At 65.0% G+C, this 13,343-nt stretch carries 15 protein-coding genes; 8 read left to right on the plus strand and 7 right to left on the minus strand.

Annotated features, from left to right (window positions below):
• The first annotated feature begins 30 nt into the window (after positions 1 to 30).
• Positions 31 to 708: a nitroreductase gene (locus tag N2605_RS15195; RefSeq protein ID WP_109145820.1), complete on the plus strand. Its 678-nt coding sequence runs from the start codon at positions 31 to 33 to the stop codon at positions 706 to 708.
• Positions 709 to 1,071: 363 nt separating this feature from the next.
• On the opposite strand, the gene N2605_RS15200 is transcribed toward N2605_RS15195, so the two are convergent.
• Genes N2605_RS15200 through N2605_RS15210 form a run of 3 tightly spaced genes read right to left on the minus strand, consistent with a single transcriptional unit; the run spans position 1,072 to position 3,683 of the window.
• Positions 1,072 to 2,190 carry an HD-GYP domain-containing protein gene (locus tag N2605_RS15200; protein ID WP_260347179.1) on the minus strand — a complete coding sequence of 373 codons (1,119 nt, stop codon included), beginning with the start codon at positions 2,188 to 2,190 and terminating at the stop codon, positions 1,072 to 1,074.
• 51 nt (positions 2,191 to 2,241) lie between these two features.
• On the minus strand, positions 2,242 to 2,574 hold the full coding sequence (locus N2605_RS15205; RefSeq protein ID WP_036033812.1) for a PilZ domain-containing protein: 333 nt from the start codon (positions 2,572 to 2,574) through the stop codon (positions 2,242 to 2,244).
• Positions 2,571 to 3,683, minus strand: coding sequence for a DUF2336 domain-containing protein (locus N2605_RS15210; RefSeq protein ID WP_260347449.1), 1,113 nt, complete (start codon positions 3,681 to 3,683; stop codon positions 2,571 to 2,573). The genes N2605_RS15205 and N2605_RS15210 overlap by 4 nt, the downstream gene beginning before the upstream one ends.
• 296 nt (positions 3,684 to 3,979) lie before the next feature.
• Here N2605_RS15210 and N2605_RS15215 point away from each other — a divergent pair, with 296 nt between their 5' ends.
• Positions 3,980 to 4,927 (plus strand): AraC family transcriptional regulator, encoded by a 948-nt coding sequence (locus N2605_RS15215; protein WP_225114110.1) that lies wholly within the window; start codon positions 3,980 to 3,982, stop codon positions 4,925 to 4,927.
• A gap of 50 nt (positions 4,928 to 4,977) precedes the next feature.
• Complete coding sequence (locus N2605_RS15220; protein WP_036022824.1) at positions 4,978 to 5,568, plus strand: NADPH-dependent FMN reductase; 591 nt, start codon at positions 4,978 to 4,980, stop codon at positions 5,566 to 5,568.
• A gap of 103 nt (positions 5,569 to 5,671) precedes the next feature.
• On the opposite strand, the gene N2605_RS15225 is transcribed toward N2605_RS15220, so the two are convergent.
• From N2605_RS15225 to N2605_RS15235, 3 genes are all read right to left on the minus strand, one after another.
• Positions 5,672 to 7,753, minus strand: coding sequence for a methyl-accepting chemotaxis protein (locus N2605_RS15225; protein ID WP_036022825.1), 2,082 nt, complete (start codon positions 7,751 to 7,753; stop codon positions 5,672 to 5,674).
• A gap of 85 nt (positions 7,754 to 7,838) precedes the next feature.
• Entirely contained in the window at positions 7,839 to 8,624 is a 786-nt protein-coding gene (locus N2605_RS15230; RefSeq protein ID WP_225128566.1) for a 2-keto-4-pentenoate hydratase, read from the minus strand.
• A gap of 14 nt (positions 8,625 to 8,638) precedes the next feature.
• Complete coding sequence (locus N2605_RS15235) at positions 8,639 to 9,226, minus strand: TetR/AcrR family transcriptional regulator (protein ID WP_225140308.1); 588 nt, start codon at positions 9,224 to 9,226, stop codon at positions 8,639 to 8,641.
• Positions 9,227 to 9,352: 126 nt separating this feature from the next.
• On the opposite strand from N2605_RS15235, the gene N2605_RS15240 reads away from it, so the two are divergent.
• Together N2605_RS15240 and N2605_RS15245 are read left to right on the plus strand one after the other, a co-directional pair.
• A complete protein-coding gene (locus N2605_RS15240; RefSeq protein ID WP_225114107.1) occupies positions 9,353 to 9,835 on the plus strand; it encodes a tautomerase family protein in 483 nt (160 codons plus the stop codon).
• 35 nt (positions 9,836 to 9,870) lie between these two features.
• Positions 9,871 to 10,647 (plus strand): crotonase/enoyl-CoA hydratase family protein, encoded by a 777-nt coding sequence (locus tag N2605_RS15245; RefSeq protein ID WP_225114106.1) that lies wholly within the window; start codon positions 9,871 to 9,873, stop codon positions 10,645 to 10,647.
• Positions 10,648 to 10,657: 10 nt separating this feature from the next.
• Here the strand turns inward: N2605_RS15245 and N2605_RS15250 are convergent, their stop codons facing one another.
• Positions 10,658 to 11,098, minus strand: a complete 441-nt coding sequence (locus tag N2605_RS15250) for a DUF1810 domain-containing protein (protein WP_036000275.1) — start codon at positions 11,096 to 11,098, stop codon at positions 10,658 to 10,660.
• Positions 11,099 to 11,304: 206 nt separating this feature from the next.
• Here N2605_RS15250 and N2605_RS15255 point away from each other — a divergent pair, with 206 nt between their 5' ends.
• The 3 genes from N2605_RS15255 to N2605_RS15265 all read left to right on the plus strand — a co-directional run bounded on the left by N2605_RS15255 (position 11,305) and on the right by N2605_RS15265 (position 13,174).
• Positions 11,305 to 12,255 carry a DUF2778 domain-containing protein gene (locus tag N2605_RS15255; RefSeq protein ID WP_036000297.1) on the plus strand — a complete coding sequence of 317 codons (951 nt, stop codon included), beginning with the start codon at positions 11,305 to 11,307 and terminating at the stop codon, positions 12,253 to 12,255.
• A 66-nt stretch (positions 12,256 to 12,321) separates the two neighbouring features.
• Complete coding sequence (locus N2605_RS15260) at positions 12,322 to 12,579, plus strand: hypothetical protein (RefSeq protein WP_036000273.1); 258 nt, start codon at positions 12,322 to 12,324, stop codon at positions 12,577 to 12,579.
• Positions 12,580 to 12,673: 94 nt separating this feature from the next.
• Positions 12,674 to 13,174, plus strand: a complete 501-nt coding sequence (locus N2605_RS15265) for an SMI1/KNR4 family protein (protein WP_225113942.1) — start codon at positions 12,674 to 12,676, stop codon at positions 13,172 to 13,174.
• Positions 13,175 to 13,343 lie beyond the last annotated feature (169 nt).

Below are 13,343 nucleotides of genomic sequence, written 5' to 3' on the forward strand. Positions count from 1 at the left end.
GCCGGACGAACGGGCAGGGAGGTTCACGAGGTGGAATTCGAGACGCTGGTCCAGTCGCGCCGCAGCGTGCGTGGTTTCAAGAACGAGCCGGTGCCGCGCGCGGTGATCGAGGCGATCATCGAGAGCGCCAAGCGCGCGCCGTCGTCGATGAACACCCAGCCCTGGCATGTCCATGTGCTCACGGGTCATCCGCTGGAGGAGGTGCGTCGCCGCAACATGGCGGAGATGGCCGGCGGCGCCAAGGTCAAGCGCGACATCGTCAGCCATGGCGAATACCAGGGCGTGCATCGCACCCGGCAAGTCGACATCGCCAAGAAGCTGTTCGGAGCGATGGGAATCGCGCGCGACGACAAGCCGATGCGGCAGGACTGGGTGCTGCGCGGCTTCCGCCAGTTCGACGCGCCGGTCTCGCTGGTGCTGACCTATGACCGCGTGCTCGATCCCGGCGCGGTCTGCCACTTCGATCTCGGCGCGCTCTGCTACGGCATCGTGCTCGCGGCGTGGGACCGCGGGCTCGGCTCGGTCATCAACGGGCAGGGCATCATGCGCTCCGACATCGTGCGCGAGGTCGCCGAGATTCCGGAGGACGAGGTCATCATGACCTGTGTCGCGATGGGCTATCCCGACGACGGCTTTGCCGCGAACGCCGTGCGCTCGGACCGCGAGCACAACCACCAGTTCGTGCGTTACGTGGGTTTTGCCGATTAGCACGAGCAAGAGGAGATTATTCTCTGGCGGAAAATTTTTGGTGCGGTGTCGCGAGTGGCCTCTTGCAATCTCGAAGTCGCGGGAGGAACATTATGCGGACTGAGAGGTTTGTTGCTGGCGCGAGGGAATTGATATGCGGCGGCTGGCTAGCTTGGTTCGGCGGTTGTTTGGTCCACGACTGCGGCACACGATCGATGATGATCCAAGTCTTCCTTTCACACCCGAAGAGTTCGGTCGGCTGATTCGCAGCGGCCGGCACGAGGACATGAAGCTGCTGGCCGACGGGCTGGCCTGCCGCTCCATCCCGCGCCGCGCCAGCCATCGTGCGACGCATTAGGCTGCGCTCGAGACGGGTCACAGCGCTCACCGCGTGAGCGCGACCTGCTTGAACGAGCGGACTAGCGCCTTCTCCAGCTTGCCATTCATCCCGCACAGAACGTCGTAGGCCTCCGCGCGCGGCATGGTCGGCTTGTAGTGCCGGTGCTCGATCAGGGCTGCGAAGATGTCCGAGATCGTTAGAATCCTGACGATATCGCCGATGCTCTCGGCGCAGAGCGCATCGGGATAGCCGCTGCCGTCGAGGTATTCGTGATGATGGCGGACGGCATCGAGAATCTCCGGCGAGATCCCGTCATGATCCTTGAGAAACGTATGGCCGGCGGCGGGATGCGTTTCGATCAGCGCGCGCTCGGCGGCATCGAGGCGGCCCGGCTTGTCGAGGATGGCGAGCGGAATCTGCGCCTTGCCGATGTCATGGAACATGGCCGCCGAGTAGAGACGTTCCAGGTCGGCCCTGCCGACGCCAAGGCTCAGACCGAAGTCGATGGCGACACCGGTGACGAGCAGGCAATGCTGATAGGTTCCTTCGTGGTGCCGCCGCACCGTCATGAGCCACTCCGTCAGGCCATGCCGGGTGATACGATCGGCGATCTGGCGACCGGCTTCCTTGGTGGCGTTGACGTCAAGCGGCTGGCCCAGGGTGACGGAGGTGAACATGGATGCGATCGCGGTCGCGGCGGTCTCGACGGCAGTGTCGGCCTGCGCGCTCTCGCGCGACGCGGCCGAGAGCGGATCAGGCGGATCGGACAGCGCCGCCAGCAGCCTCGCCCGGTTGATGGTGCCCGGCAGGACCAGCGTCGCTCCAAGCGCATAGGCCTGCGAAACGGCGACATGCGAGGTGTGCTCCAGCAGGAAAATCCGCTTCTTCGCCTTTGCGAGCTTGCCCGCCCGTTTCTTGATCGCCGCGATATTGCCGACATCGCGAAGCTCGGCGCGAATGACGATGGCGGACGGCACCTCTGACAGCTTGGCCTCGGCGTCCAGCCGCTCGCCCGCGACGGCGAAGCGTTGCTCGAGGAGCGAGCACACACCGGCCAGCTTGTCGGACGTGTCGGCCAGCACATGAACGAATGGGCGTGGCGCTGCAGCGACCGCGACGCCGCCAAGGCTGGTGGGTTTGAGTGTGGTTTGCGCGTTCTGCACGGATATGCCCCGGAATAGCGCGGGCTCCAATCGATGGGTCGAATTCTCGGTCTATTTGGCCTGATCGGAGCTCTGCGCTGCGGCAGCCGGCGTAATCGCCTGCTTCTTCTTGCTTTGTGCGGTGACGAAGTGGATGCCAGCGGTGGTGCCGTCGATCCAGACCAGCTCGCAGCGCCGGTAGGCCAGGCCCGTCGACGACAGCAGCATGAAGAATTCCTTGGCCTGAAGCACATCCAGCGTGCCCTCGACCTCGACCTTCGCGCCCGTCTGCGAGACGTCGAGCAGGACGCAGCTGCGCCGCCAGGTGCCGTCGGATCCCATGAGATTGACCGGCTGCCTGTGGTCCATTTTCACGCGAAAGGCTTTGCGACCGTCGAACTTCATCGGCTAACCCCCATCTTTTTTGCGTCGCGCTGTCCCCGACCGCACTCCTTGGCGTTTGCGGCAATTTCGCCCCACCGCACCGTCCACTGGCTGGTCGACAGCAGCAGCGTCTCGAAAATGTCCTGCGCGCGTTCGCGCTCGGCGAAAGAAAGCCGTGTGCCGCAGCGGTTGCTCAGGATGGCGAGCGTGGTCTGCCAGTTCAGCCGCGAGGCGCGGCAGGCCATGACGAGAGCCTCGCAATCCTCGTCGGTCATGACATGTTCGACGATCTCGATGGGAGCGCCCGAAAGCACCGATATCGCGGTGATGAGGTTGGCGGTCTCGCCGCGGATGGCGAAGCGGTTCACCGTGGAATCGTTCAGCTTGCCGATGCGGCTGAGTGCAACGATCTCCGGTCGCGCGATCGCATAGGCCGCCGCGGAGGGTAGCTTGGTGACGATGGGTGCGGCCGTTGCGGCTTGAAGCGAGACGGTGGCGTTCAGGCCGATGCCGGATTTCGGCGCCGGTGAGGCCGACAGCAACTTCCGCATGACTGTGTCGGGCGTGTCGGGCCTGAGCGCCAGTGCCTTGGTGAGTTCGTCATCCACCAGGCACTTCTCAACCAGCGCAACGTAAGCGGCTTCGGAGAATCTTGCCTCGCTGTTGCCGATCAGCGCAAGACAAACGCTGGAAGTGCCACCCTTGATCAGCGTCTCCATCACCCGTGGATCGATCGGCGCGCGGCCGGCGATGGCACATTGCTGCCGTACGCCGCTCGCGGCTGCGATCAGTGTGAGATCGGCCGTGGACAGCGACCGCGAGCGGAGCAAAACGGGGCAGGCGACTTCCGGGTCGCGGTGCGAGGCGAGACGTCGCACGGTGTCCGGCGGAGCCGCCTTGAGCTCTGCGAGCGCCGCGCTGACATCGATCAGCGCGCTGGCCTCAACCCGCTCGATCAGTCGCACCAGGACGCCGTCGACCACACCGGCGAGCAATTCCTGGGATCGACCGCGGCTGGTTGTGAGCAGTTGCAAAAGGCCGAAGAGAATGCGGGCGCACCGGTCCAGCGGACACGTTGCGACCGCGTTCTCCAATTCGGCCAGATTGTCGGCAGGCGAATTTGCCGTCATGGCAGGAGCCTGAAATGAAATAAATTGCACAATCAAACGACGGTTATTCCGCCGCAAAGGCGTTAATTTGAATCTTAAATGGCAACGGCTTCGGTATTGGCGCACCGCCTCAATCGCAGGAAACGCTATCGAAATTCGGCGAGACAGGGTTGTCCCGGATTGTTCTTTCAACCGGCCCGTCTCCAATTGATCAGGGCACGTTAGGATCGATTCTAACGAAATAACCGAAGGAGGCAGCGAACGGCACCCCGCGGCCGGACGCACATTCAGAGCGGCGCGGCATTTCTCATATTTCCATGAACAGCATTGACGATGTGCCGAGGTCGGCACTCAAAACATTTCGTTTTTCAGACGTCGACGAATTTCGAAGCGCTATACGCGGGCTGAATTTCGAATTCACCCCTTTTGTGCGGAAGATTTCGGCTGAGCAGACGATCCTGGCCCTACCGGGCTGCGACGTGAATTTGACGCGCGCGTTTCCGCGGGTGGTTGACGCACAACTCGTGGAGAATTGCACGGCGATCGGCTTCACGATGGATGATCTCAACGTGCCAATTCGCTTTAACGGCTCGCAACGGGCGCGACCCGCCGTGGTCATTGGCAGCGGCGGGGCGGCCTACACCACCATCGAGGAGGTGCAGCGGCAAATCGCCTCGGTGGTTTTCCGGCCCGAGGTGAGGGATCGTGGCTGGCCGCCCACGCTCTCGAGCTTCAAGATTTTTGAAATCTCCACGGCCGGCTTGCAGCGGTTGCGCGGCGTGGTTAGGGAGGTGCTGGCCGAGGCGGCCGGGCCGATTTCGGCACCGGAGCTCTTGTTGAAGGGCGCGGCGATGAAGGAGTCCCTGCTCGGAGCCGTTGACGAGGCCTTTGCGACGATCGTTCCGGCCCGCTGGACCTTTGCACCCAACGACGGACGGAATTTCAGGCTATTCCAGGACATCCGCGCGCTGCTGTCTGACGACCTGTCGGAGCCGATTTATAGCGACGAGATCGCGCGCAGGCTCGGACTGTCCGTTCGCACCATGCACGACGTCGTGCGCCGCTATCGCGGCATGAGCCTGCACCGCTATTTGCGTCTGCATCGGCTGTGGCTGGTGCGTCGGCGCCTTCTCGCCGGGGCCGATAGCGTCAAGGCGGTCGCGCTGGCGTATGGCTTCTGGCACCTCAGCGATTTCTCCAGAAGCTACCGCGACCAGTTCGGCGAGACGCCGTCGCAAACACTGGACCGCGGTCGCGGAAGGTAGAACGATAAATCGGGTAGGGCTGGGCGCCGGTTTCGTGCTACCGTTCGGCCATGAGCAATCGCATTCTCGTTCTCTACGGTTCTTACCGTTCCGACCGCATGGGCATCCGCCTTGCGAATTTCGTCATCAACCGGCTGCGCGATCGCGGCGAGGACGTCGAATTCATCGACGCCAAGGCGATCGGGCTGCCGATGCTGGACCGGATGTACAAGGAACATCCCAAGGGCTCGGCGCCGGAGGCGCTGGAGAAGCTGGCCGGGCAGATCCGCGGCGCCGACGGATTCGTCTTCGTCACCGGCGAGTACAATTGGGGCATGCAGCCCGGGCTGAAGAACCTCACCGACCATTTCCTGGAGGAATGGTTCTGGCGCCCGGCCGCGATCGTGAGCTATTCGGCCGGCCGGCTGTCCGGCGCGCGCGCAGCGACCGCCTGGCACGGCACCCTCTCGGAGATGGGCATGGTGGTGATATCGAGCACCATCGGTGTCGGCCCGATCGCGCAGACGCTGTCGGACGCCGGCGAGCCGATCGGCGACGGCGGCAAGGCTCTGGAGCGCTCGTTTCCGCGCTTCGCCGACGATCTGACCTGGTGGATCGAGGCGGCGAAAGCACAGCGCGCGCGCAAGGCGCCGCCGTATTGAGGTCGCGTAGCCTGGATGGAGCGACAGCGTAATCCAGGGTCTCGCGCGCCAACGGCACTGTCCCGGATTGCGCTGCGCTCCATCCGGGCTACGACTTCGCGTGCTACGCCGCCCGGACCTCACCGAGGAAGCGCTCGAACTGGCCGGCGAGATCGCGCGACTGGGTCGAGAGCTGCTCGGCCGCGCCCAGCACCTCTCTTGCCGCGGCGCCGGTGTCGTCGGCGGCGCGCTGCACGCCGGAGATGTTGCTGTTGACCTCCTGGGTGCCGCGGGCAGCCTCCTGAACGCTGCGGGCGATCTCCTTGGTCGCCGAGCCCTGTTCCTCGATCGCCGCGGCGATGGCGGTGCCGATCTGGTCGATCTCGGCGATGACGTCGGCGACGTTGCGGATTGCCGCCACCGTCTCGTCGCTCGCGGTCTGGATCGCGGTGATCTGCTCGGAGATCTCGGTCGTGGCCTTGGCGGTCTGCCCGGCCAGCGACTTCACTTCGGAGGCGACCACGGCAAAGCCGCGGCCGGCCTCGCCGGCACGGGCGGCTTCGATGGTTGCATTTAGCGCAAGCAGGTTGGTCTGCTCGGCGATGCTCTGGATCAGCGTCACGACGTCGCCGATTTTCTGGGCGCCTTCGGCGAGCGTCCGCGCGGTGTCGCCGGTGCGGCGGGCATTGTCGACGGCACGGGCCGCGATCTCGGTGCTTTGGGCGACCTGACGCCCGATCTCCGCGATCGAGGAGGTCAGCTCTTCGGTGGCGCTCGCGACCGTCTGCACGTTGGTCGAGGTCTGTTCGGAGGCGGCGGCGACCACGGCGGCCTGGCTGTTGGTCTGCGCCGCCGTCGAGGTCATCGACTGCGCGGTGCTTTCCATTGCAGCAGAGGCCCGCGACAGGCCGCCGACCAGCTCGGTCACCTTGGCCTCGAAGGCGCGGGTGAGATCGTCGAGCGCTTGGGCGCGGCGCATCTTGCCGTCGTTCTCGGCCTGCTTCTCGGCCGCGAGCCGATCGGCGCGGATCATGTTATCCTTGAACACCTGAACGGCCGCGGCCATCGCGCCGATCTCGTCGGAGCGCTCGGCGCCCGGAATGCTCTCCGCAACCTCGCCGTCGGCGAGCCGCGACATGCGCGTCGTCAGGCCGACGATCGGCGCGCAGACGCGGCGGCGAACCGTCACGATGAGGCCGGCGCTGGCGATCAGCACGGCGACAAGGCCGACGAGCGCGATCGTGAAGCTGGTGTGCGCGGCCGACGAAGCGCCGGCGAGAATCTGCTCGGCGTTGTCGTAGAAGGCGTCGCGGACGCCGATGATGGTGCCGAGGCCGCGCTGCGTGGCGGCGTAATAGGTGTCCATGTCGTGTTCGTATTTGCCGGTGATCGCGCCGTCCTTCACCAGCTTGAGCTCGCGGCCGAACTCCTCGACATAGATCGCGTTGAACTTCTCCAGGGCCTCCGCGACATTCGCCGGCGTTGTTGGATTGCCGCGCAATTCCTGCAGCGACATCACGATCTGATCGTTGCGGCCCTGCGAGCGGGCAATGTCGGCCTTCTCGGCGTCGGTCGCCGGCTTCTTTCCGCCGAGGAGGTTCTTGTGCAGGCTGGAATTGAAGCCGCCGACGTCGCGCAGCGTCATCGCGACATTAGCGTAGCTAGCCTGCCGGTAAGCGTCACCGTTCAGGATCGCCATGCGGCGGACCTGCTCGTTGAGCAGCGCAGTCACGCCGCCGTTGAGCACGGCATTGTCGGCGACGATCTTCTTGGCCGCGTCTTTGCGCGCCTCGGCGGGACCCGCCAGCGCCTTGTCGATGGCCTCGCGCAACGCGGTGAACTTCGCGTTGATGCCGTCGATGTTGCTGCCGATCGTGGTGCCGTCGTCGAACGGGCCGGGCAGCTCCTTGCGCAGCGCGTTCATCTTGTCGCGGGCGCGGTCGGTCTGCTTGCGCAGCTTGTCCTGCTCGGCCAGCAGCGCAGGGTCGATGGCCGCAGGTCCGTAGAGGATGTTGGTGGAAAAGCCGCGCTCCGGATTGAGATAGCGCGGGATGTCGCTGACCGCACGGACGATTGCGAGCCGCCCCTGCGCTTCAGTGATCCGTTCCATGGTCTGGTACTTCGTCGCGGCGACGTAGACGGCGAGACCGCCGCCGACGGTCGAGAGCGAGACGATGGCGCTGGTCAGGAGCGTACCGATTTTCATGATCTGTCCGGCAAATAACGGAGAAGTATTTTGCCCGGACGATAGGGCGGCCATGTTAATCTGCGGTTTACGCTCCCTGGCCGGCTCAGCTGTAGGTCGCGCTGACCGATCCCAGCGGACCAAAATCGGCAACGTAGGTCTCGCCAGCCTTGGGCCGGAGCATACCGGTCAGCGTGCCCGTGCTGATCGTCTGGCCGGCCTTGAGACCGATGCCGGTCCGCGACAGCTCGTTGGCAAGCCAGGCCAGCGGCACCAGCGGATGGTCAATCGCCTCTGCAGCGGAGCCGCGGCGTCTCTCGATGCCGTTGCAATTCAGGACGACATCTTGAGTGGCGACGTCGCGGCTACGCCAGTCGGCGATGGGCTCTCCGAGCACGATCGTTCCTGATCCGGAGCCGTCGGCCATGATCGCCGGCATCGGCGGAAACGCCGCATCGTGAATGAAGCGGCACTCGGCGAGCTCGATGCCGGGATGCAACGAGACCACGGCGTCGCCGACCTCGTCCACCGTATAGGGCTTCGCGCGCGGCGGCAGATCGGCGCCGAGACGCGCCTGGAACTCGACTTCAGGGATCGGGCTGCATTGTCTGGCATGCTCGACGCTGGCGGGCGAACTCTTGATCAGGGGCGCGAACACCCGCCCATAGATCGGCGCGGAGATGCGAAGCTGACGCTGGAGCCCCGACTTCATGCCCGCGATCTTCCAGCCGACGACATCCCAGCCGAGTTCTTCTTCCACCATCTGCGCGACTTGGTACGCCGTGTCCGCATCCGGTGGGACCAGCCGTTCGTCGAGGCCGCTCTGTTGCCGGCCCTCGCGACGCAAATCGGCGAGCTGACGGGCGAGTTCGCGTTGCCGGGATAAGTCCATTGCGCGTCTCCAATCTATTTTTTTGTGCAGGCGAGGGCGGTTGCGAGGACGATCTCCAGTTCCTCCTGAACCTGATCGAGCGCGTCGGCGCTGCGGCTGGCGCGACACATCGCGACCGTGCCTTCGATCGAGGCGACGACGAGCGTTGCAAGCCGCTCGGCGCGCTCGGCAGCCAGTCCTTCGCGCAACAAGGCTGCCAGCATGATCCGCCGCCAATCGGCGAACACGCCTTCGGCGAGATCGAGCAGGTGCTGCTGCGCGGCCGCGTCGTCCTTGTCACTGGGCTCACCGACATAGCGATCGACCGCCACGGCGAGCACGGGGCAGCCGGCCTCGAAGCCGGTTGCCTCCAACTGGCGGCGCCATGATGCGACAAAAGCCTTGAGGCCGCCGATCACGCCGCGTTCGTTCATGGCTTTCTCCAGAGGAATGGATACCTGCCGGCCGGCGAAGGTCACGGCTTCGGCGATCAATTGCGGCTTGCCGTCGGGGAAGTGGTGGCTGATCGAGCCGCGCGGCGTCGCTGTGTGGCGGACCACGTCGCGCATGCTGGTGGCGTTGACGCCGCGGCGGCTCATCAGGTCGGCGGCGCCGGCGATCATCCTGTCGCGTGTGGTGGCAGTCATCGGGAATCCTGCAATTGGCCATCTCCATCTAGACTATGACACTTGACATAGGCAAGCCGTGCTGAGATATGACGAGTGTCATATTCGTGGAGAGGTGCCGATTTGACCATCATTACCGTCACCGCACCGGCCGGACGGCTCGGCCTGCCGCAGCGCCGGCAGCTTGCGGAAAGCCTGACCGACGCCGTGCTCGAGCCCGAGGTCGGCCAGAGGGCGCCGGCGGCCCAAATGGGGTTTCAGGTGCATTTCCACGAACTTCCGTCCGACAGCATGGCGATCGGCGGCCGGTTGCTGTGCGACCAGGACAAGCCGCGCGACATCATCACCGTCAACATCGCCGTCATGAACGCGGCCTGGCCGGCGGAGGTGCGCGCCGAGGTGATCCGCAACGTGCTGGCGCGGCTTGCGGAGGCCTGCGGCATGCCGGCGCCGTCGCCGACCTGGTGGGTCAATTTCGAGATCATCGATGAGGGAAGCTGGGGATCGCGCGGCGGGGTGCTCTCGATCCTTCAGCTGTTGGATTCCGGCGTGTTCACGCCGGCCCGGATCGAGGCGATCCGCGCGGCGCTTCAGCAGCCGGCCTGACTTGCTGCCAACACCAACAATCGGGAGACGAGCACATGAGCGAAGGTCAGATCGGCACCGAGGTGCACGGCCACGTCCTCAAGATCATCATCGCCAACGCCGTGAAGAAGAACGCGTTCACGCCTGCGATGATGGAGCAATTGTCCGATGCACTCACCGAATTGCACCACAACGAGGCCTATCGCGTCGGCGTGGTCTGCGCCGAGGGCGGGGATTTCACTGCAGGTCTCGATATGCCCAAATTCTTCGGTCCCACCGCGGAGAAGCGCAACATCAAGGACGGTAATGTCGACCCGTTCGGGCTCAATAAGCGCTGCCGCAAGCCCATCGTGACGGCCGTGCAGGGTATCGTCTACACCATCGGCATCGAGCTGATGCTCGCCGGTGACATCGTGGTTGCGGCCGATGATTCACGCTTCTGCCAGATGGAGGCGAGGCGCGGCATCGCACCGCTGGGCGGCGCGCATTTCCGCTTCCTGTCGCGGGCCGGTTGGGGCGATGCGATGTATCATCTGTTCCTCTGCGACGAGTTTTCGGCGCAGCGCGCGCATGCGATCGGTCTCGTCCAGGAGGTCGTGCCTGCAGGCGAGCAGATCGGGCGGGCGATGACGCTCGCCGCCATGATCGCGCGCAATGCGCCACTCGGCATCCAGGTGACCAAGGAAGCGGCGGCGAACTATGTCGAAGCTGGCGAAGCGGCTGCGATTGCCTACATCCCGAAAATTCGCGATCGTGTGCTCGGCAGTGCCGACGCCAAGGAGGGCATCCAATCCTTCATCGAGCGTCGCGCGGCCGTCTTCCAGGGACGTTGATCGGCGCCTGCTAATGCCGGGCCTGATCGAGCCTTTCGAGGATATCCAGCGTAGCGCCATCGCGTTCGCCTGCGAAATATCGGGCGAGCGCCTGATCGAAGACGGGCTCGTCGGAGACCGCGCCGAACAGCGTCATCGACGAGCGGAATTTGGCGTCATCCGGCGCGCCGAGGATCGCGTTGATGGTCCGGCCCTCGACCGCGAGCACCAGCCTGGTGCATTCGATCAGCCGGCCGCCCAGGATAGGGTGGACGAGATAGGCCTCGGCCTCCGCGCGGGAGCCGATGGCATATCGCTGCGACATGGCGCTGGCGCCGAGACCTGCGACCTGGGGGAAGATGAACCACATCCAGTGAGTCTGCTTCCGGCCCCTAGTCAGCTCGCCCAAGATGTCGCCATAGACCGGGTCTTGGGCCTGGACAAAGCGATCGAGATCGAACGGATCGGTCATTGGATACCTTAGGGGATACCTTTGGAGGGCCTTGGCGGCCCCGATTATGCCTAACTTTTGGCTCCCAATGTGGTAGCTGGTATAGAGTCTCTCCGGGTGGGGGTGGGTAAGCCCCCGGGGGTCGATTTGGGGATCTGATGGTTTCCGACGCAGCACACGCCGAGAGGCTGTTGTCGCGCCGCCGTGTCGGGCGGGCTGAAACGATTCTGCTGTCTGTGGCCGCGATGGCGCTGGCGCTCGGCGCCGCCGCGTGGGTCGCCGATATCAGCGATTCGACCCCGCTGGTCTCCGCGGCGTTGCCGCCGGCCAATGCCCCCTCATTCGAGGACCGTTTCGCCTCGGCCTCAGCCGGCCCGTCGCCGCGCGAGCTTGGTCTGCGGGTGCTGGAGCGCTCCGCGGTGAATGCGGCCCAGCTCAAGCTGCGGGATGCCAAGGCGATGCTGGCCCAGAAGCTCCAGGGCGACGACTGGCGCTCGATCCTGACCGAGGACGACCGGTACATGACCGAGGAGGCGAGGCGCTCGCAGCGCGCCGACGCCATCCCCATGCCGCGCGCGCGTCCAGTCCAGGCGGACTTCTCCGCTCAGATCGCCTCCAGCCAGGCCTATGCGGACACCAATCTCAGGGTCGACAACCGCAATTTCTTCGAAAAATTCACCGACAAGATCAAGCTGGCCTCGCTGACGCCCGGCGACGGCCTGCTCGGCAGGGGGCCGGACCTCGCCGCGCTCGGCTACGATTCGCGCACCGCGGTCTATGACATCTCGGCCAAGGCGGTCTATCTGCCGAGCGGCGTGGCGCTGGAAGCTCATTCCGGCCTGGGCGCCCTGATGGACAATCCTGACCATGTCGACCGGCGGATGGTCGGCGCGACGCCGCCGGCGATCTACGATCTGAAGCCGCGCGAAAAGCCGTTCCACGGCGTCCGTGCGCTGCGCATGACCCCGGTCGAAGGCACCAGCGCGCTCGGCCGCGTCGGGCTGCTCACGCACAATTACCTGCTCGGGCCGCGCGGCGATTCCAACGGCTGCGTCTCGATCAAGGACTATGATCGGTTCATCAAGGCCTACGACAATGGCGAGTTCAACCGCCTGGTCGTGGTGCCGAGTCTGCGCGGCGCGGCGACCGCCTCGCAGCGCGCGAGCACCGATTCCTGATATTCGCCTGCGACGGCGGGGCTGCCGTTTCCCCTTCGTTAAGCCGTCCTCGTCCAGAAGCAGCCCATGAGCGATCCATCCAATTCCGAGACCCCGCTGCGCACGACGTTCAAGATCAAGCTGAACGGCGACACGCTGGCGATCGCGACCGTCGGTCAGGCCTATCAATTCCTGACCAACTTCAAATCGGTCGAGTGGATGGAATTTCGCTCGCTGCACGAGGACGCCGTCGCGGCCCTGGAAGGCGCCGCCGGTAACGCCATGCTGGCGGTGCAGGCAACCAACGCCGTGCGCGCGCTGTTCGTCAGCGCCAAGCTGCTCTGAGAGAATCTCTCCCTCTGGCCTGATCCGTCGCCCTCGAACCCACTGCAAGGCGGGTGCGACGAAGGCTTGCGCGTCCGCGCCAGGGAGAGGGAATATGAAATTGGCAGAATTCATTGCAGGCATCGAAGTTGGCGCGGAGCAACCAACCGAAGCCGCGCTCACCGCCTTCGAGACGTCCATCGGCTGTCGCTTGCCGGACGACTATCGCCGCTTCCTGCTGGCCTGCGCCGGCGGCTATCATCAGGGGGGCGCCGGCTTCAATTGGCCGCATGGGGACTGGGCGGGTTCGGTGCAGGAGGTCCTGGGATTGCGGTCCGACGAGTGCTCGCTGGTGCAGACGCGCCAGACGCCGCAATGGCCGACCGTCGATGAGCTGTTGTGGATCATGAGCGACCACGGCGGCAATCCGATCTGCATGACGATCGACAAGGCCCATTTCGGCGAGATCTGGTTCATGGACCACGAGATGGCCGAATACGAAAAGCCCTGGACACTGGCGCAGGCGATGTCCGATCAATGGGGCTATGTCCTGCCGCTAGCACCGACGTTCAGCGATTTCATCGCCGGCCTGTACGAGGAAGCAGCGGCCGCCTGAGGCGAGGCCGGGCCGAGCGGGCGGGTCCGCCGCGACATGCTGGGTCCAGCTGGTCCACGGTATCCGGTGCAAGCCCGACCTTTCTTTTCCGTCGCTTGAACTCCGCTCCCGGAACGGGCAAACGGTTCGCCAAGAAACCGTGGCCCAGGCCATCCATTCGACGCTGAGT

This window comes from Bradyrhizobium yuanmingense (assembly GCF_025200905.1).
GTDB classification, from domain to species: domain Bacteria; phylum Pseudomonadota; class Alphaproteobacteria; order Rhizobiales; family Xanthobacteraceae; genus Bradyrhizobium; species Bradyrhizobium yuanmingense.